We start from the raw sequence: 18,902 nt of genomic DNA on the forward strand, positions 1-18,902 counted from the left end.
GAGGAGCTGAACGTGCGGGGTGTTTCCCATGTGGGGCACGAGGGTCTCGGTCACACGGGGCAGGACTGAGCCTGCCCGCTCGACTTCCCGCAGGACGTAAGTACGGATATTTCCTCTGAATCGACGCCCGATGCGTGGTCCATCCCGAGGTTCGTGAGGGACCAGGGGCCCGCACGGGTTAGCGTGGTGGGTGCTGACAGCGAGCCGGGCCGGCTCGTGCGGGTCGTGGAGCGGTAGCAGGGGGAGTCATGCAGGTCGGAGCGGCGTCGTGAGACTGCTGCACACGTCCGACTGGCACCTCGGCCGGTCGTTCCACCGGGTGAACATGCTCGCCGCCCAGGCCGAGTTCATCGGCCACCTCGTCACGACCGTGCGCGAGCGGGCCGTGGACGCGGTGGTCGTGTCGGGGGACGTGTACGACCGGGCCGTGCCGCCGCTCGCCGCGGTCGAGCTGTTCGACGACGCCCTGCACCGCCTCGCCGACCTCGGCGTGCCGACGGTGATGATCTCCGGCAACCACGACTCGGCCCGCCGGCTGGGCGTCGGCGCGGGCCTCATCGGGCGGGCCGGCATCCATCTGCGGACCGATCCGGCGGCGGCCGGCACCCCCGTGGTGCTGGCCGACGCCCACGGGGACGTCGCCTTCTACGGCCTGCCCTACCTCGAACCGGCCCTGGTGAAGGACGAGTTCGGCGTGGAGAAGGCCGGGCACGAGGCCGTGCTCGCCGCCGCCATGAACCGGGTCCGCGCCGACCTCGCCGCGCGGGCGCCCGGCACGCGGTCCGTCGTCCTCGCGCACGCCTTCGTCACCGGCGGCGAACCCAGCGACAGCGAACGGGACATCACCGTCGGCGGCGTGGCCGCGGTGCCCGCCGGTGTCTTCCACGGCGTCGACTACGTCGCGCTCGGGCATCTGCACGGCTGCCAGACCCTCACCGACCGCATCCGCTACTCCGGCTCCCCGCTGCCCTACTCCTTCTCGGAGGCCGCCCACCGCAAGAGCATGTGGCTCGTCGACCTGGCCGCCGACGGAACCGTTGACGCCGAGCGCCTCGACTGCCCGGTGCCGCGCGCCCTGGCCCGGATCCGGGGCACGCTGGAGGACCTGCTCGCCGACCCGGAGCTGGCACGGCACGAGGAGGCCTGGGTCGAGGCGACGCTCACCGACCCGGTCCGCCCGGCCGACCCCATGGCCCGGCTCACCGAGCGCTTCCCGCACACCCTCAGCCTCGTCTTCGACCCCGACCGGGCCGAGGACGACCACGAGGTGTCGTACGCCCGGCGCCTGGCCGGCCGCAGCGACCAGCAGATCGCGGAGGACTTCGTCGCCCACGTGCGCGGCGCCGGACCCGACGCCCACGAACAGGACGTACTGCGGGACGCGTTCGACGCGGTGCGGGCCGACGAGACCGTACGGGAGGTCGCCCGGTGAGGCTCCACCGGCTGACGATCACCGCCTTCGGACCCTTCGGAGGCACCCAGACCGTCGACTTCGACGAGCTGTCGGCGGCCGGGCTGTTCCTGCTGCACGGCCCCACCGGCGCGGGCAAGACCTCTGTCCTGGACGCCGTGTGCTACGCCCTGTACGGCTCGGTGCCCGGCGCCCGGCAGGGCGGCGCACAGGGCACGGCCCTGCGCAGCGACCACGCCGCGCCGGCGACCCGCACGGAGGTCACCCTCGACCTCACCGTGGCCGGACGCCGCCTGGAGATCACCCGGCAGCCGCCCTGGGAACGCCCCAAGAAACGCGGCACCGGCACCACCCTGGACAAGGCCCAGACCTGGCTCCGCGAGTACGACACCACGGCCGGGACCTGGAAGGACCTCAGCCGCTCCCACCAGGAGATCGGCGAGGAGATCACCCAGCTGCTCGGCATGAGCCGGGAGCAGTTCTGCCAGGTCGTGCTGTTGCCGCAGGGCGACTTCGCGCGGTTCCTGCGCGCCGACGCCGAGGCCCGCGGCAAACTGCTGGGCCGCCTGTTCGACACCCGCCGCTTCGCCGACGTCGAAAAACGCCTCGCCGAGCGCCGCCGCGCCACCGAGGCCCAGGTCCGGGACGGGGACGCCGCGCTGCTGGCCGACGCCCACCGCATGCAGCAGGCCGCGGGCGACGCCATGCGCCTGCCGGACCTGGCCCCCGGCGAACCGGGACTCGCCGAGGCCGTGCTGGGCGCCGCCGCCGTCGCCCGCAGCACCGCCCGCGAACAGCTCACCGTCGCCGAGGGCACGCTCGCCGCCGCCGAGTCCGCGCAGGCGGCCGCCGGCCGCGCCCTCGACGACGTACGCGAACTGGCCCGGCTCCAGCGGCGGTTCACGGAGGCGCGGGAGCGGGCGGCGCGCCTGGAGGAGGGAGCCGGGGCGTACCGGGAAGCGCAGGCGCTCATGGAGCGCGCCCGCAAGGCCGAGGCGGTCGCGCCCGCACTCGACCTGCGGGAGACCGCCGAGGCCGAACACCGGCGGGCGGCCGACGCCGAGGCACGCGCGCGTGCCCTGCTGCCCGAGAGCTACGCCGACGCGGGCGCGGCCGGACTCGCGGCCGCCGCCCGCCGGGCCGCCGAGGAACTGGGCGGCCTGGACTCGGCCCGCCGCGCCGAACGGCGGCTGGCCGAACTCCTCGACGAACGCACCGGCCTGGACCGCCAGGAACGCGCCGACGCCGACGTCCTTCAGGAAGCGGACGCCTGGCTCGACGGCTGGGAGGAGACCCGCACCGCCCTCCAGGCCCGTGTCGACTCCGCACAGCAGGCCGCCTCCCTCGCCGAACAGCTCGCCGTGCGCCGGGAGCCCGCGCGGCAGCGACTGAAGGCGGCCCGCCTGCGCGACCAGCTCGCCGCGGACACCAACCAGGCCGTCGAGCAGGTCCGCACCGCGCAGGAGGAGGCGCAGGGCGCCCGGCAGCACTGGCTCGACCTCAAGGAACAGCGCCTCAACGGCATCGCCGCCGAACTGGCCGCGCACCTCACCGACGGCGAGCCATGCGCCGTCTGCGGCGCCACCGAACACCCCGCCCCCGCCCGCAAGGTCGCCGGGCACGTCGACCGCGAGGCCGAGGAGCAGGCCCTCGCCGCCTACCAGCGCGCCGACGAACAGCGCGCCGAGGCCGAGCGGAACCTCGGCGTCGTACGAGAGGCCCTGGCCGCCGCCACCGCCGAAGCCGGTGGTACCCCCACCGAACAACTCGCCCGTGAAGCCGAGGAGTTGGAAGAGCAGTACGCGCAGGCCCGCCGGGGCGCCGCCGAGCTGCACGCCGCGCAGGAGCGGCTGCGGCAGGCCGGGCACGAACACGAGCGGCGCGTCGCCGCCCGGCAGGAGGCCGCCGTGCGCAGCGCCGCCCGGGTCGGCCACCGGGAGCGCCTGGAGAGCGAACGAGCCGCCCTGGAGGAGGAACTGGACCGGGCGAAGGGCGCCCTGGACAGCGTCGCCGCCCGGGCCGCGCAACTGGAGCGCCGGACCGCGCTGCTCACGGACGCCGCCGACGCCGCCCGCGCCGCCGAGGACACCGCCCAGCGGCTCAAGGACGCCGACGCCCGGCTCGCCGACGCCGCCTTCCGCGCCGGCTTCGACACCCCCCGGGAGGCTGCCGCCGCCCTCCTCGACGCCACCGCCCACCGCGAACTGCAGCGCCGCCTGGACGCCTGGCAGAACGAGGAAGCCGCCGTACGGGCCGTCCTCGCCGAGGCCGACACCGCGGCCGCAGCCCGGCAGCAGCCCGCCGACCTCGCGTCGGCGCAGCTCGCCGCCGACACCGCGGCCCGCCGGCTGCGCGAGGCCGCCTCCGCGCACGACGCCGCCGCCCGGCGCTGCGCCGAACTCGACCGGCTCTCCGCCCGGGCGACCGCCTCCGTCCGCCGGCTGGCGCCGCTGCGCGAGGAGTACGACCGGGTCGCCCGCATGGCCGGCCTCACCGCAGGCACCTCGGCCGACAACGAACGCCGGATGCGTCTGGAGTCGTACGTGCTCGCGGCCCGCCTGGAACAGGTCGCCGCCGCGGCGACCGTACGGCTGCGGCGCATGTCGTCCGGCCGCTACACCTTGGTCCACTCCGACGACCGCACCGGACGCGGCCGCAGCGGGCTCGGACTGCACGTCGTCGACGCATGGACCGGCCGCGAACGGGACACGGCGACACTGTCGGGCGGCGAGACCTTCTTCGCCTCGCTCGCCCTCGCCCTCGGCCTCGCGGACGTCGTCACGGACGAGGCGGGCGGGGTGCGGCTCGACACCCTCTTCATCGACGAGGGCTTCGGCAGCCTCGACGACCAGACCCTCGACGAGGTCCTCGACGTCCTCGACTCCCTGCGCGAACGCGACCGCAGCGTCGGCATCGTCAGCCACGTGCCCGACCTGCGGCGGCGGATCCACGCGCAACTGGAGGTCGTCAAGGGCAGGTCGGGCTCGGTGCTGCGGCAGCGCGGCGTGGGCTGAGGCCGGGCCCGCCGACCCCCGAAACCTTGGCGGGAGTTGACCCTGTAGGTTCTTGCGCCATGGTGCGATACGCGGAGCCGGGCGTCGTGGAATGGGTGGAATCGGGCGGCGGGCCGCTGATAGCGGTGCCGGAGACGGTTCTGCCGTTCTGGGCGGGTGCCGACGGCGAGGAGACGGCGTCGGACTACGACCGGGCCTGTGAGGTGGACGGGCACGTCGGGCTCCTGCCGGTCGGCGACTGCACGGCGCTGGTTCTGGGTGACGAGCCCGCCTCGACGGCGTATCTGCCCGACCAGGGGATGTTCGTCCGGTGGTGCGCGGGGAATTCCGAGGACGAGTTGCTGGCGAGTGTGCCGGTGGCGGTCGACGCGGCGGAGTGGGAGCCGGAGGTTCTCTGGGAGGTGCCCGGGGCTGTGGTTCTTTTCGACGCGGCGTGGCCCGGCGCGGTGTCTTCGGGGAGTGAGCGGGTTCGGGTGGGCCTGCAGGCGGGGCGCTACTCAGTTCGGGCGGCTCGGGTGCAGCCGGGGGCTGAAACGTGGTTGGGCTTGGTTCAGTTGCGGTTGCTTGCGCCTAGGTGACCGTGGGGGTGTTGGCGGTTCAGGCGGCTGCCGTGGCCGCCGTCAAGACCGCGTCCTCACCTGCGCGCACATGGTGCGCGACCACTGGGAGCGCGGCGGCGCCCTGTGGGGGGAACTTCCCAAGACCGAACGACGTACGGCCCCGCGTATGCCACCGCCGGCTCACCAACTGAATGACGGCTTACAGCTGGTCCCCCCTGCCGGCCGGCTCCGGAGGATGCGGCCCGCCACCGTCCTTCATGTCCTGCTCGCAGTTTCGTCCGTTGTAGGACTGGTCATCGGGAATCAACAGCACTCCGGCAACCTGCTCAGGGCGCTCGACGGCGAGCCAGTCGTCGCCCGTGAAGTCGCCGTCCGGCCCGAACGCCTCGGACGAATGGACGGTCCGACACCCCAACGCCACGCGCTCCTTGTCGACCGCGCAGACGTCCACTGCAGGGCCGGATGTCTCTTCGGCGCCGTCGAAGCGGTAGTGGAAGTGGACCCGGTCACCGTCGGAGGGCACCTGCGGGTGGGGCTCAAGGCGCCAGTCAATGACCTCGGCGCTGACGCCGAGAGGCCGCCCAGACGTGTCCTCGACCTGCACCCTGACACCGGCCTCACCGCGCTCCGCAGTCGTGTCGGTACAGCCCCAGTGGGAAGAGCAGCCGGACAGGGCGAGAATCACCAGGGCCAGCGGAGCACCGGCAAGTACCCGTGCGGTGAACACCAGGATGACCTCCAGTCAGGGTGGAGGGGAGCAGCGTATCCCGGGGCTGCGGCGTGAATCCTCGCCCTCATCGCCATCGCCCGTCCAAAGGGGCGATATTCGCGTGCGTCCTTCATCAGGCCCGGCCACGATGATCGTATGCCTCGACTTCCTCAGCCCAGTCCCGAAGAACTGCGCCGTGATCCCCTGCCCCTGCGGGGGCGTACTGCCCTGGTGACCGGGGCCAGCCGGCGTGGGGGGATCGGGCATGCCGTGGCCCGGCGGCTTGCCGCCTATGGCGCCAGTGTCTATCTGCATCACCATGTGCCGCACGATGCCGGCCAGCCCTGGGGTGCCGATCGTCCCGAGGATGTTGTCGCGTCCGTGCGTGGGGCGCTCGGGGATCCCGAGGGCGTGGTCGTCGCCGGGCCCGGGGATCTGGGCGATCCCGCTGTGGCCGGTGAACTCGTCGGCAGGGCCGCCGAGGCGCTCGGCGGGCGGCTCGACATCCTCGTCGCCAACCACGCGCAGAGCGGGTTCGACGGCTCCCTGGACGAGATCGACACGGCGATGCTCGACCGGCACTGGGCGGTCGACACCCGCTCCGTCATCCTGCTGATCCAGGCCTATGCGCGGCTGCGGTCCGCACTGCCGCCGCGCAGCCCGGGCGGACGCGTGATGATGATGACCTCCGGCCAGGACATTGCGGGCGGCATGCCCTGGGAGCTCGCCTACGCCCTCCAGAAGGGTGCCCTCGCCTCCGTCACCCGCTCCCTGGCGACGGCGCTCGCCGACCACGCCGTCACCGTGAACACCGTCAACCCGGGACCCGTCGACACGGACTACATGACCGGCGAGGACTACGAGGCCGTCGCGGAGCGCTTCCCGGCCGGGCGGTGGGGCATGCCCGACGACCCCGCCCGCCTCATCGCATGGCTCGCCACGGACGAGGCGGAGTGGGTCACCGGGCAGGTCATCGACTCCGAGGGCGGCTTCCGCCGCTGATTTCCCCCTGGAGACTGACTTTCCTTGGAGACCGACTTCCTCTAGAGCTGGGACAGTTCGTCGACCAGGTCGTCCAGGCCCAGCGAGCCCTGCGACAGCGCCGCCATGTGCCAGGCCTTCGGGTCGAAGGCGTCACCGCGCCGGGCGCGGGCCTTCTCGCGGCCCAGGAGCCAGGCCCGCTCGCCGAGCTTGTAGCCGATGGCCTGGCCCGGCATGGACAGGTAGCGGGTCAGCTCGCTCTCCACGAAGTCCGCGGGGCGGCTGCTGTGCGAGCCGAAGAACTCCTGCGCCAGCCCGGGCGTCCAGCGCTCGCCCGGGTGGAAGGGCGAGTCGTCCGGGATCGTCAGCTCCAGGTGCATGCCGATGTCGATGATGACGCGCACGGCACGCATCATCTGCGCGTCCAGGTAACCGAGCCGGCGCTCCGGGTCCGTCAGGAAGCCCAGTTCGTCCATCAAGCGCTCGGCGTACAGGGCCCAGCCCTCGGCGTTGGCGCTCACCATGCCGACACTCGCCTGGTAGCGGGAGAGGTTCTCCGCCACGTGCTTCCACTGGGCCAGCTGGAGGTGGTGGCCGGGCACGCCCTCGTGGTACCAGGTCGACACCAGGTCGTAGACGGGGAAGCTCGTCTCGCCCATCGTCGGCAGCCAGGTGCAGCCCGGGCGCGTGAAGTCGTCCGACGGCGGCGTGTAGTAGGGGGCCGCGGCGCTGCCCGGAGGGGCGATGCGCGACTCCACCCGGCGCACCCGCTCGGCCAGGTCGAAGTGGGTGCCGTCGAGCGCGTCGATCGCCTCGTCCATCAGGGACTGCAACCAGTCGCGCACCTCGTCGACGCCCTCGATGTGCGTGCCGTGCTCGTCCAGGTGCGCCAGCGCCACCCACGGCGTGGCGGCACCCGGCAGGATCTTCTCGGCCTCCGCCTTCATCTCACCGAGGAGGCGGTGGTACTCGGACCAGCCGTACGCGTACGCCTCGTCCAGATCGAGGTCCGTGCCGTTGTAGTAGCGCACCCAGCGCGCGTACCGCTCCCGGCCCACCACGTCCGGGGCGCCCTCGACCGCCGGTGCGTACACGTCCCGCATCCAGTCGCGCAGCCGCAGAACCGCCTCGGTGGCCGAGCGGGCCGCCGTGTCCAGCTCGGACCGCAGCGCCTCGGGGCCGGCGGCCGCGAAGGTCTCGAACCAGCCGCGGCCCTCGCCGCCGGCGTCCGCCCACTCGCCGAGCTGCTCCACGAACGTGGCCGTGGCACGCGGCCCGCCGTACAGCTTCCGCTCCAGGCCGAGCGCCAGGGACTGCCGGTAACCCTCCAGCGCGGCCGGGACCGCGCGCAGCCGCTCGGCGATCGCCGCCCAGTCCTCCTCCGACTGCGCCGGCGTCACGGTGAACACCTGCCGCACCGCATGGGCGATGGAGCTCAGGTTGCTGACGGACCGCAGGCTCTCCTCGGCCTCGTGCACGCCGAGTTCGGCGTTGAGCCGCTCACGCAGCAGCCGCCCGCAGCGGCGCTCGATGTCACTGTCCGCGCCGGGCCGCCGCTCCGCCTCGTCCAGCCGGGCCAGCGTCCGGCGCGCCAGCTCGGCGAACGCCTCCTGGCCCGCGGGAGAGGTGTCGGGCAGCCTGCTCGAACTCTCCTTGACGCCGAGGAACGTACCGGTGATCGGGTCGAGGGCGACGAGCTCGTCGACATAGGCGTCGGCGACCTCACGGGGCAGCGGGCTCTTGATCTCAGACATGCCGCCCATCCTCGTACGCGCGGCAGCGCACGTCATCCGGATTGAGCCGAGGGCGAAGGCGGCAGCAGCGGCCCGCACTCCCACTGCTGGAAGATCAGCCGGGTCTCCACCCGCGCCACCTCCCGACGCGAGGTGAACTCGTCCAGCACGAGCCGCTGAAGGTCGGTCATGTCGGCGACCGCGACATGGACGAGGTAGTCGTCCGGTCCGGTCAGGTGGAAGACCGTCCGCGACTCCGGCAGGGCGCGGATCCGCTCCACGAACGGCCCCACCAGTTCCCGCCGGTGCGGCCTGACCTGCACCGACAGCAGCGCCTCCAGCCCACGCCCCAGCTTCGCCGGGTCCAGCTCCAGCCGGTGCCCGAGGATGACGCCCGAGCGGCGCAGCCGGGTCACCCGGTCCAGACAGGTCGACGGCGCCACCCCGACCTGCGCGGCGAGGTCCCGGTACGTTGCCCGGGCGTCGTTCTGCAGCAGCCGCAGCAGGTGGAGATCCACCGGGTCCAGTACGACAGATTCGGCCATCGGCCGAACATAACACGGGGTTCCCGCCCATGAGCCCGGCCGCTGTTCACCCTTCCGTCATGGACACAGCGAGCATGGGCGCCCACGACGACGTACGCACCGCACCGAGAGCACTCGCCACCGAGGCCGTCCACGCCGGGCGGGACGACCTCGCCCGGCAGGGTCTGCACGCCCCGCCGATCGACCTGTCCACCACCTACCCGTCGTACGACAGCCGGGGCGAGGCGGCCCGGATCGACGCGTTCGCCGCCACCGGCGTGGACCCGGACGGCCCGCCCGTCTACGGGCGGCTGGGCAACCCGACCGTCGCCCGTTTCGAGACCGCGCTGGCCCGCCTGGAGGGCACCGAGGCGGCGGTCGCGTTCGCCAGCGGCATGGCCGCCCTGAGCGCCGTCCTGCTGGTCCGTGCCTCCATGGGGCTGCGGCACGTGGTTGCCGTACGCCCTCTCTACGGCTGCAGCGACCATCTGCTGACCGCCGGGCTGCTGGGCTCGGAGGTGACGTGGACCGACCCCGCCGGAATCGCCGACGCACTGCGTCCGGACACCGGCCTGGTCATCGTGGAGTCCCCGGCCAACCCCACCCTCGCCGAGGTCGACCTCCGCGCCGTCGCACACGCCTGTGGCTCGGTGCCGCTGCTCGTGGACAACACCTTCGCCACGCCGGTGCTCCAGCGCCCTGCCGAACAGGGCGCACGGCTGGTGCTGCACAGCGCCACCAAGTACCTCGGCGGCCACGGGGACGTCCTGGCGGGCGTGGTCGCCTGCGACGAGGAGTTCGCGGGCCGGCTGCGACAGGTCCGCTTCGCCACGGGCGGCGTCCTGCACCCCCTGGCCGGCTATCTGCTGCTGCGCGGCCTGTCCACCCTCCCCGTCCGGGTACGGGCCGCTTCGGCCAACGCCGCCGAACTCGCCCACCGCCTCGCCGCCGACCCGCGGGTAACCCGCGTGCACTACCCGCGCATCGGCGGCGCGATGGTCTCCTTCGAGATACACGGCGACCCCCACGAGGTCATCGCCGGCGTCCGCCTCATCACCCCGGCGGTGAGCCTCGGCAGCGTGGACACCCTCATCCAGCACCCGGCCTCCATCAGCCACCGCATCGTGGACGCGGACGACCGCAGGGGTGCCGGAGTGAGCGACCGCCTGCTGCGCATGTCGGTGGGCTTGGAGGACGTAGACGACCTGTGGTCAGATCTCGACCAGGCGCTGAGCTTCAGGGGCGCGGGGAACTGCGCGAACAACCACAACGCTCCCGCGCCCGCCGACGCACAACTGCCCCTACGGCGCTGAGGCGCTCCCCAACTCACCGGCACCCGTCGAAACAGACTCACCCAGCCGCGCGGTGATGACCAGGGTCCCCTCCTCGACCTGATAGTCGAGGGGGAGGCCCAGCCCCCGCATCGCCGCAACCATCCCCGTGTTGGACGCCTGCGTCACGGCATACACACTCCTGCAACCGCCTTCCGCGGCCATCGCGACGAGCCGCCCCAGCAACTCCCCGCCGACACCCCGCCGCTGCCACGCGTCCTCGACGATCACCGCGACCTCCGTCTCGTCCCCGTCCCACAGCAGATGCCCGAGCCCGACGAGCCGCCCGGAGGCCGTCTGCACGGCGAGGGTCCGGCCGAAGCGCGGACTGAGCAGGTGGTTGAGATAGCGGTCGGCGTCATCGACCGGCCCGTGGTAGCGCAGCCGCAGCGTGCGGTCCGAGCACCGCTCGTGCATCGCTTTGGCCGCCTCCAGATCACGCGTGTCGGCGCGGCGCACGGTGATGTCGCTGCCCTCGGCCAGCGTGAGCACGTCCCGGCCGTGCGGGACGCGCGGCCCGAGCCGGGCGTCCAGTTCGACCAGGGCCCTGGCCCGGGCGAACTCGGTCGGTGTGAAGGGCAGATACGGCCGCTCCACGGTGATCACGCCACCCTCCGGGACGCGCAGGCGCATCACCGTGTCGTCGAAGGCTCCCTCCACCGGGACACCGTCGGAGGCCCGGCCGCCGCCGGCCGGTGCGGGCTGGGAACGGATCGTGCACCGGCCCAGCAACTGGCGCAGCGCCAGGGGCAGTTCCGCGGCGTCCAGGGCGGTCCGGGCGGCGAGTCCGAGGATCCGGGTCGGCGCGTCCACCAGGTCGTGGGCGTCGGCCCGCTCGATCCAGGTGTCGGTGCCGCCGGCCGTCCGGACCGCCGTGGCGATCCCGGAGGCCGGCAACTCGCCCGGGGCGCGCAGCAGGAACTCGTCCACCGTGCCCTCGGCCAGCGGATGCGTCTGGAGGCTGAGGATGTCCACCCGCTGCCCGGCGAGGGCCGTGCACAGGGCCGCCAGCGATCCCGGCTCGTCCTTCACCGTGGTCCGCATCCGCCACAGCGTGTTTGTCCCCGGCGCCGGCTCCGGTGCCGGGGACCCGGTATCGCCCGACGGCGGCGCGTGTTCGTGGCGTCGTGTTCGCCAGGTGTGGAAGGCCGCCGTGACCCGCTGCCAGGAGGTGGCGGAGCGGCAGTCGTTCTTCAGGTCGGTCACTTCAGTCACTTTTCGTGTCATGCACCCACTGTGACGGAATGGTGTTGCGTGATCGCGAACGCTTTGTGACCGGCGGGTAAAGGAGGCAGTGTGCCCCCTTTATCGACGCTTCAAACGTTGCGCTGCGGACTACTGGCCGACCAGTCCCGGCTGGAGCGTCTTCGTGAACAGCACGGTGCCGTCCTGCTCGCGCAGACGTACCGTCAGCTCGCCGCTGCCGCCGTCGATGTCGACCTCGCCGAAGAACTGGTAGCCGTCGGCGGGGGAGACGTTGGCGGTCGTCGGCGCCTTCAGGAACACACGGTCGGGACCGAAGGTGCCGTCGAGCGTGTTCGCGGGAAACGCACCGGCGTTGAGCGGGCCCGACACGAACTCCAAGAACGGCTCGAAGTCGGTGAACGCGGCCCGCGACGGCTGGTAGTGCTGTGCCGAGGTGTAGTGGACGTCGGCCGTGAGCCACACCGTTCCGGTGATCCGGCGGTGCTTCACGAAACGCAGCAGCTCGGCGATCTGGAGCTCACGGCCCAGCGGCGCACCCGGGTCGCCCTGGGCGACGGCCTCGATGTTGGGCTTGCCGTCGCCGGTGTCCGGGACGACCAGGCCGATCGGCATGTCGGAGGCGATGACCTTCCACACCGCGCGGGAGCGGGACAGCTCGCGCTTGAGCCACTCCAGTTGCTCGCGGCCGAGGATGCCCTGCGGGTCGATGGGCTGGTCGTCCGGCGAGTTGGCGTTGCGGTAGGTGCGCATGTCGAGCACGAAGACGTCCAGCAGCGGGCCGTGGTGCTGCACGCGGTAGACGCGGCCGTCGGGGCGGCGCAGCGTGGAGATCGGGAAGTACTCCGAGAAGGCGCGGCGGGCGCGGGCGGCGAGCACGTCGACGTTCTTCTCGGTGTACCGGGTGTCGCCGAGGATCTCGCCCGGGTGCCAGTTGTTGGTCACCTCGTGGTCGTCCCACTGGATGATGGAGGGGACCTGGGCGTTGAAGGCCCGCAGGTTCTCGTCCAGCAGGTTGTAGCGGAAGTTGCCGCGGAACTCCGTCAGGGTCTCGGCGACCTTCGCCTTCTCCTCGGTGGTGATGTTCCGCCAGGTGCGCCCGCCGGGCAGGGCCACGGTCTCGGTGAGGGGGCCGTCGGCGTAGATGTTGTCACCGCTGCAGAGGAAGAAGTCCGGGTCCAGGGCGGCCATCGCGTCGTAGATCCGGTAGCCGCCGAGCTCCGGGTTGATGCCCCAGCCCTGGCCGGCCAGGTCGCCTGACCAGACGAACCGCACGCCGTCACGCCGCTTGTCGGACGCCGTGCGGAAGGTGCCGGTGACCGGTTCGCCGGTGCGGCGCGGGTCGTCCGGGTCGGCGAGCCGCACCCGGTAGTGGATCTGCTCGCCGGACGGCAGGCCGTGCAGCCGGGTCGTGCCGGTGAAGTCGGTGCCCGGGCCCAGCAGCGGGCCGTGCCATCTGCGCGGGTTGCGGAACGACTCGGTCGCCGACGTCTCGACGATCATCCGGGCGGGCCGGTCGGACCGCACCCACACCAGCCCGGAGTCGCGGGTCACGTCTCCCGCCTGCACACCCCACCCCGCCTGGGGACGCCCCGACCGTGCGAAGGCGGGGGCCGCGCCGAGAGCGGTGGGCAGGGTGAGGGCCGCCGACGCGGCGAGGGAGCCCCGCAGGACGCTGCGGCGCGCGGGGAACGGACGGTGTGACATGGATGCGCCTCCAGGGACGGGATCCGGCCAGTGTGCACGGCCACACCTACTGGCACGCCGCGGCGCACACACGAACCCCAAGTGAACAACTGACCCCGGGAGGAGGGGAACCGGCGGGAACCCGTGAGCCGCGCCGGGGATCACCTCGTGGCCGCCTCCGCCATCAGGCGTATGCCCTCGTGGATCCGGGCCGGCGGGACGTGGGCGTAGCCCAGCACGAGCCGCACCCGCTTCGGCCCGTCGGGCTCCTCCCGCGCCGGACTCGGGTGCGCGTAGGCCGACAGGGGATGCAAGGCCACCCCGGCCGCTGCCACGCGGGCGAGGAAGCGGTCCTCGGGGCCGTAGCGCTCCGGCAGCGTGGCGATCACGTGCAGGCCCGCGGCGATGCCCGAGACCCGGGAGCCGGGGAAGTGCTCGTCGAGGGCGGCGGTCAGGGCGTCACGGCGCTCGCGGTAGGCGCGCTGGCAGCGTCGCAACTGGCGGTCGTAGTCGCCGCGTTCCAGGAACCGGGCGAAGAGCGCCTGGTCCAGGGTCGGGTGGCCGAGGTCCAGGGTGCGCTTGCGTTCGACGATCTCCTCCGCCCAGGACTCGGGCACCAGCAGCCAGCCCAGCCGCAGTCCCGGCGCGAGGGACTTGCTGACCGAGCCCGTGTAGGCGACGTGGTCCGGGTCGAGGCCCTGGAGCGCACCGACGGGAGCGCGGTCGTAGCGGAAGTCGCCGTCGTAGTCGTCCTCCAGGACGATGCCGTCCACGGACCGCGCCCAGTCCAGCAGTTCGGCACGACGGCGGGCCGAGTAGGCGATGCCGGTGGGGAACTGGTGGGCCGGCGTCGTCACCACGGCCCGTACGCCCGACGCCCGCAGCGGCTCCAGGGCGATTCCCCCGCCGTCCACGGGCAGCGGCACGGCGGTGACCCCGGCCGAGGCGTACAGCACGTCGTGCTGGGGGCTGCCCGGGTCCTCCACACCCACCGAGCGCACCCCGCGCGCGTGCAACGCGAAACCCAGCAGCGTCACCGCCTGGGTCACCCCCGAGACCACCACGATCCGCTCCGGGTCGGCCACCACACCCCGTCGCCGGGCGAGCAGTCCCGCCAGCGCGGTACGCAGCCGGGGCAGCCCGCGCGGATCGGGGTACCCCAGCTCCTGGTGCGGCAGTTCCGCCAGCACACCGCGCTGCGCGGCGGCCCACGCCGAGCGCGGGAACAGCGACAGGTCCGGCGTCCCGGGCACGAAGTCCGCCCGGGCACCGCGGGAGCGGGGAGCGAGGTCGCGCGCCCGCGCCCGGGCGGCCCGTACGGCTGAGCCCACCCACGTCCCGGCGCCCCGGCCGCTGCGCAGATAGCCCTCGGCCGTCAGCTGCTCGTACGCCTCTGTGATGAGCCCGCGCGACACCCCCAGGTCCGCCGCGAGATCCCGGCTCGACGGCAGCCGCGTGCCCGGCGCGAGGCGGCCGGAGCGGACCGCCTCGCGCAGCGCCGCCTGGAGGGAACGGCCACGGGTGCGGGCCGGCGCGGAGGCGGCCGGGAGCAGCAGCTCCCAGGCGGGCGACACGGGCTCGTCGCGGTCCACGTGGTCCATGCGCTCCATCCGCTCCATGCGGTCAGTCTGCCGGATCCGCGGCCGGGTTTTCCGCCGGTCCGGGTGCCCCGCTGGTCAGCGGCTGCCGTCGAGGACGACCCGGGCGACCAGCGCCGGGTCGTCGTTCATCGGGACATGGCCGCAGCCGGGCAGCCGTACCAGCCGGGCGCGGGGGATGATGCTCTTGGCCCGCACGCCCTGACGGGGGATCAGCAACCGGTCCCGGCTGCCCCACGCCACGGTGACCGGCGTGCCGACGATGTCGTCGGTGAACTGCACGGTCCTGCCGGAGCGGAGGGTCTCGGAGAACCCCTGTGCCCGGGCCAGCGCGAGCGTCTCGGCGACCACGGCCTCGGGCGAACGACGGCCCGGGCGGGCGTAGATGGTGCTCGTCAGCAGGGTGCGGCCGATCGCCGGACGGGCCAGCCGTTCGACGAGGGGGAGCGGCATCCGCTGGGCTATCTGCCGCATCGTCATCAGCACCGTGAAGGCGTAACGGCGCTCGACATCGTTCCAGAACCCCGCGGGGGACAGGGCGGTGACGGAGCGGACGAGCTGCGCCCGGGCCAGGTCCAGGGCCAGCAGGCCGCCCAGCGAGTTGCCCGCCACGTGCGGCCGTTCGATCCGGAGCGCCCCGAACAGCGCCGCGAGGACGGTGTTCATGGTCGGCAGGTCGTGCGCCATGCCGTCCGGGAGCGCCGGTGACTCGCCGCACCCCGGCAGGTCCACGGCGATCACGTCCCGTTCGGCGGCCAGCGCGGGTATCACCGGGTCCCAAACCTGCCGGTGGTGGCCGATACCGTGCAGCAGGAGCAGCGGTTCACCGCTGCCCTGACGCGTGTAGGACAGGGTCACGCTCTGCTCGCCGTGTGCGGAGGCGACGTTGAAGGAGACGGTGGCGGACATGCGGTGCTCCTAGCTGTACTCGCTGACGGACGCGATAGACAGCTTGTCAGCAATTGCTACCGGCGGGTAGCCCCGAGTTGTCGCCGCTTTCCCGGCCGCGGCCGGCCCGGGGACGGGCGATTTCGCCTGGACAGGGCCGGACCGGTGGGCTGGGATGGAACCCGTGACCGCCGAGACCGCGACCGACGTCTTCGAAGCGCACCGCCCCGTCCTGCTGGGCGTCGCCTACCGCATGCTGGGCCGCGTCGCCGACGCCGAGGACGTGGTCCAGGAGGCCTGGCTGCGCTGGTCGGGCGGTGACCGCGGCGACGTGCGCGAGCCGCGCGGCTACCTCGTACGGATCACCACCCGTCTCGCCATCGACCGGCTGCGCCAGATCAAGGCCCGCGGGGAGACCTACGTCGGCCCGTGGCTGCCCGAGCCGTACGTCACCGACTTCGGCGACACCGTGCCGGACACCGCCGAGCGGGCCGTGCTCGCGGACTCCGTCTCGCTCGCCCTCCTCGTCGTGCTGGAGTCGCTGTCACCGCTGGAGCGGGCGGTGTTCGTGCTGCGCGAGGCCTTCGGCTTCCCCTACGCCGACATCGCCGCGATGCTCGACCGCGGCGAACCGGCCGTGCGCCAGCTGGCCGGGCGGGCGCGCAAGCACGTCGAGGAGCGGCGGCCGCGCTACGAGGTCGACCCGGTCCAGCGGCGCGACCTCACCGAGCGGTTCCTAGCCGCCGCCGCTGACGGCGACCTCGAAGGGCTGATGGAGCTGCTCGCCCCGGACGTCCGGCTCGTCGGCGACAGCGGCGGCAAGGCGCGGGCACCGCTGCGGGTCCTGCAGACCGCGGACAAGGTGGGCCGCTTCCTCGTCGGCGCCGCGCGGAAGAGCGCCCCCGGTCTCTCCCCGCGTTTCCTGGAGCTCAACGGCGGCCCGGCTCTGCTGTTCCTGTCCGGCGGCAAGCCCGACTCCGTCTTCCAGCTGGACGTCGCCGACGGCCGCGTCCACGCGGTCTACATCGTCCGCAACCCCGACAAGCTGCGCTCGCTGGCCGCCCTCCAGACGGCGCCGCAGGAGCCCAGCCGCGGCCTCGCATGAGGGTCCCGTGAACGTTCCCGGCCATTGGTCTTGACCAAGGATCAGGGCCGCCCTATGGTCGCAGGGAAGTGAAACAACCTTTAAAAAATAAGGGCGCTAAAACGCTGCCGACCACGGCGATTGCGGAGGACAGGGTGGGGACCACGCAGCTGGAATCGGTGCCGGAACCGAAGTACTGGCATCTCAAGACCGTGCTCAGTGAAGCGCTCGACTCGGAGTTCTCCGTGGGGGAGATCCTGCCCAACGAGCGCGACCTCGCGGCCCGCTTCGGCGTCGCCCGGGCCACGCTCCGCCAGGCCCTGGAGCAGCTCGAACTGGAGGGCAGGCTGCAGCGCCGCCGCGGTGTCGGCACGACCGTCGCGCCGCCCCGCATGGGCGTCTCCCTCGGCACCGGCCCGCACACCTGGCCGGGCGGCCCCGAGGACGCCTGGCAGCCCGTCGACTGCACGGCGGCGGTGCCGCCCGCGGCGGTCGCCGAGGCGCTCGAGACCGGCCCTGGGGAGTCCGTGCACATCGTGCGGCGCTCCCGGGTCTCGCAGGGCCGGCCCGTCGCCGCCGAGCTGCTCTACATCCCGCAGTCCTCGGTGCACGAGCTCTCCGGCATCGACGCGCCGTCCGGGTCGGCACGCGCGCGTGCGGTGCTGCGCGAGCTGCAGAGGCTGGAGCTGGACCGGCAGGAGAACGCGGTGGAGCTCGGCTCCGCCGGGGCCGACGACGCGAAGGAACTGGACCGCTTGCCGGGGGCGCCTGTGCTGGTGGTGACGACGCGGTTCGTGGCCGCGGGGCGTGTCGCTGCGCTGTCCGTCGCGACGTATCGCGCTGACACGTGTCGGTTGACCTTCGGGGATGCGGGGGGTGTGGAGATCCACGCCGGGCCGGAGCGGCGGGCGTCTTGAGCCTGGCGCCGTAGGGGTGTGGTGCGTGGGGGACTGCCGGTTCGTCGTGGCTGGTCGCGCCCACGCGGCGGAGCCCGCCTATGAACACAGCCCCGCGCCCCTTGAGGGGCGTTGACGTTCAGCGGCGTTCCACCGTGAACAGTTCGTCTTCCACATGATCCAGGGCCAGGCGCAGGGCACCCGTGGCCACTGCCGCGTCCCCCAGGCGGGACAGGGTCACCTGCGGCGTGCGCAGGCAGTAGCGGGCGAGTTCCTGGCGGAGGGGGTCCAGTACGCCGTCCAGGCCCGCTGCCCAGCCGCCGATGACGACCAGTTCCGGGTCGAGGGCGAGGACCAGGGCCGCCACGTCGTGGACCAGGCGCTGGAGGAAGCGGTCGACGGCCGCGCGGGCCCGCTGGTCGCCTTCGCGGGCCCGCGCGAAGACCTCGGCGACGGCCTGTTCGTCAAGGGGGTGGAGGGGTTCGTCCGTGGTGGACAGCAGTGTCTCCGGCGTCACCTCCCGGCCGAGGAGATGCAGTGCCCCGATCTCGCCGGCCGCCCCGCCGTAGCCCCGGTGCAGCCGGCCCCCGATCAGTGAACCGGCGCCCGGGCTGAGCCCCGCCAGTACGAACACCACGTCGTCCGACTCGGTGGCCGCGCCCTTCCAGTGCTCGGCGACGGCCGCCGCGTTGGCGTCGTTCTCGACCAGGACCGGGCACTTGAACGACCGGCTGAGCCGCTCGCCCAGCCGCAGCCCCGTCCACCCGGGCAGCGCCGTGCCCAGCCGTACCGTGCCGTCGGCCTCGACGATCCCGGGCGTCGCCACGCCCACCGCCCGCAACGAGCCGCGTGCCACACCGGCCCGGCGCAGCAGCTCGGCGACGGTTCCCCGCAGCCGCTCCAGCCGCTCGTCGGCCTCCGCCGTCTCGGGCACGTCCTTGGCCTGGGAGCCGATCACCCGGCCGTCCAGGTCGGCCAGCAGCGCGGCCACCCGATGTGCGCCGATCTCCAGCCCCAGCAGGTGCCCGGCCTCCGCCCGGAACCGGAACCTCCGCGCCGGCCGCCCCTGTTTGCGGGCGGCACCCTCCTCGGCCGCCTTCTCGACGACGAGACCGGCCTCGATGAGCCCTTCGACGACGCCCTCGACGGTCGGCCGGGACAGCCCCGTCACCCGGGTGATCTCGGTCAGCGTCGCGCCGTCCGTGGCACGCAGCGCGTGCAGCACCACCGCGGAGTTGATCCTGCGCAGCAGCGAGGGATCCCCGCCGGTCAGCCGCCCCACCG

The 18,902-nt window shown here is 73.2% G+C and carries 15 protein-coding genes; 7 read left to right on the top strand and 8 right to left on the bottom strand.

The genetic code is table 11. The features are described from left to right. The first annotated feature begins 268 nt into the window (after positions 1-268). Genes ACIBL4_RS30070 through ACIBL4_RS30080 form a run of 3 tightly spaced genes read left to right on the top strand, consistent with a single transcriptional unit; the run spans position 269 to position 5,003 of the window. Positions 269-1,432 carry an exonuclease SbcCD subunit D gene (locus ACIBL4_RS30070; RefSeq protein WP_399414931.1) on the top strand — a complete coding sequence of 388 codons (1,164 nt, stop codon included), beginning with the start codon at positions 269-271 and terminating at the stop codon, positions 1,430-1,432. Next, the gene (locus ACIBL4_RS30075) at positions 1,429-4,425 is read left to right on the top strand and encodes an AAA family ATPase (protein ID WP_399414932.1); all 2,997 of its coding nucleotides are present in this window, start codon (positions 1,429-1,431) and stop codon (positions 4,423-4,425) included. Before ACIBL4_RS30070 ends, ACIBL4_RS30075 begins: the two co-directional genes overlap by 4 nt. 59 nt (positions 4,426-4,484) lie before the next feature. Next, complete coding sequence (locus tag ACIBL4_RS30080) at positions 4,485-5,003, top strand: immunity 21 family protein (RefSeq protein WP_399414933.1); 519 nt, start codon at positions 4,485-4,487, stop codon at positions 5,001-5,003. A 181-nt stretch (positions 5,004-5,184) separates the two neighbouring features. On the opposite strand, the gene ACIBL4_RS30085 is transcribed toward ACIBL4_RS30080, so the two are convergent. Continuing rightward, positions 5,185-5,712: a hypothetical protein gene (locus ACIBL4_RS30085; protein ID WP_399414934.1), complete on the bottom strand. Its 528-nt coding sequence runs from the start codon at positions 5,710-5,712 to the stop codon at positions 5,185-5,187. 138 nt (positions 5,713-5,850) lie between these two features. Between ACIBL4_RS30085 and ACIBL4_RS30090 the strand changes: the two genes are divergently transcribed. Then, complete coding sequence (locus ACIBL4_RS30090; RefSeq protein WP_399414935.1) at positions 5,851-6,696, top strand: SDR family oxidoreductase; 846 nt, start codon at positions 5,851-5,853, stop codon at positions 6,694-6,696. A gap of 41 nt (positions 6,697-6,737) precedes the next feature. On the opposite strand, the gene ACIBL4_RS30095 is transcribed toward ACIBL4_RS30090, so the two are convergent. Further along, positions 6,738-8,429 (bottom strand): DUF885 domain-containing protein, encoded by a 1,692-nt coding sequence (locus ACIBL4_RS30095; RefSeq protein WP_399414936.1) that lies wholly within the window; start codon positions 8,427-8,429, stop codon positions 6,738-6,740. A gap of 32 nt (positions 8,430-8,461) precedes the next feature. Then, a complete protein-coding gene (locus tag ACIBL4_RS30100; RefSeq protein WP_356923810.1) occupies positions 8,462-8,953 on the bottom strand; it encodes an Lrp/AsnC family transcriptional regulator in 492 nt (163 codons plus the stop codon). Positions 8,954-9,012: 59 nt separating this feature from the next. Between ACIBL4_RS30100 and ACIBL4_RS30105 the strand changes: the two genes are divergently transcribed. Then, a complete protein-coding gene (locus ACIBL4_RS30105; protein ID WP_399414937.1) occupies positions 9,013-10,245 on the top strand; it encodes a trans-sulfuration enzyme family protein in 1,233 nt (410 codons plus the stop codon). Here the strand turns inward: ACIBL4_RS30105 and ACIBL4_RS30110 are convergent. From ACIBL4_RS30110 to ACIBL4_RS30125, 4 genes are all read right to left on the bottom strand, one after another. Further along, positions 10,234-11,490: a GNAT family N-acetyltransferase gene (locus ACIBL4_RS30110; RefSeq protein WP_399414938.1), complete on the bottom strand. Its 1,257-nt coding sequence runs from the start codon at positions 11,488-11,490 to the stop codon at positions 10,234-10,236. The two genes, ACIBL4_RS30105 and ACIBL4_RS30110, sit on opposite strands and share 12 nt — an antisense overlap. 108 nt (positions 11,491-11,598) lie before the next feature. After that, positions 11,599-13,173, bottom strand: a complete 1,575-nt coding sequence (locus ACIBL4_RS30115) for an alkaline phosphatase D family protein (RefSeq protein ID WP_399414939.1) — start codon at positions 13,171-13,173, stop codon at positions 11,599-11,601. A 140-nt stretch (positions 13,174-13,313) separates the two neighbouring features. After that, entirely contained in the window at positions 13,314-14,771 is a 1,458-nt protein-coding gene (locus tag ACIBL4_RS30120; RefSeq protein WP_399414940.1) for a PLP-dependent aminotransferase family protein, read from the bottom strand. A gap of 57 nt (positions 14,772-14,828) precedes the next feature. Then, entirely contained in the window at positions 14,829-15,659 is an 831-nt protein-coding gene (locus tag ACIBL4_RS30125; RefSeq protein ID WP_399414941.1) for an alpha/beta fold hydrolase, read from the bottom strand. Between the two features lie 163 nt (positions 15,660-15,822). Between ACIBL4_RS30125 and ACIBL4_RS30130 the strand changes: the two genes are divergently transcribed. After that, positions 15,823-16,743, top strand: coding sequence for an RNA polymerase sigma-70 factor (locus ACIBL4_RS30130; protein WP_399414942.1), 921 nt, complete (start codon positions 15,823-15,825; stop codon positions 16,741-16,743). Positions 16,744-16,877: 134 nt separating this feature from the next. Continuing rightward, positions 16,878-17,639, top strand: a complete 762-nt coding sequence (locus ACIBL4_RS30135; protein ID WP_399414943.1) for a GntR family transcriptional regulator — start codon at positions 16,878-16,880, stop codon at positions 17,637-17,639. Between the two features lie 118 nt (positions 17,640-17,757). On the opposite strand, the gene ACIBL4_RS30140 is transcribed toward ACIBL4_RS30135, so the two are convergent. After that, positions 17,758-18,900: an ROK family transcriptional regulator gene (locus ACIBL4_RS30140; protein ID WP_399414944.1), complete on the bottom strand. Its 1,143-nt coding sequence runs from the start codon at positions 18,898-18,900 to the stop codon at positions 17,758-17,760. Positions 18,901-18,902: the final 2 nt, after the last annotated feature.

This window comes from Streptomyces sp. NPDC050416, from assembly GCF_044458845.1.
Taxonomy (GTDB): domain Bacteria; phylum Actinomycetota; class Actinomycetes; order Streptomycetales; family Streptomycetaceae; genus Streptomyces.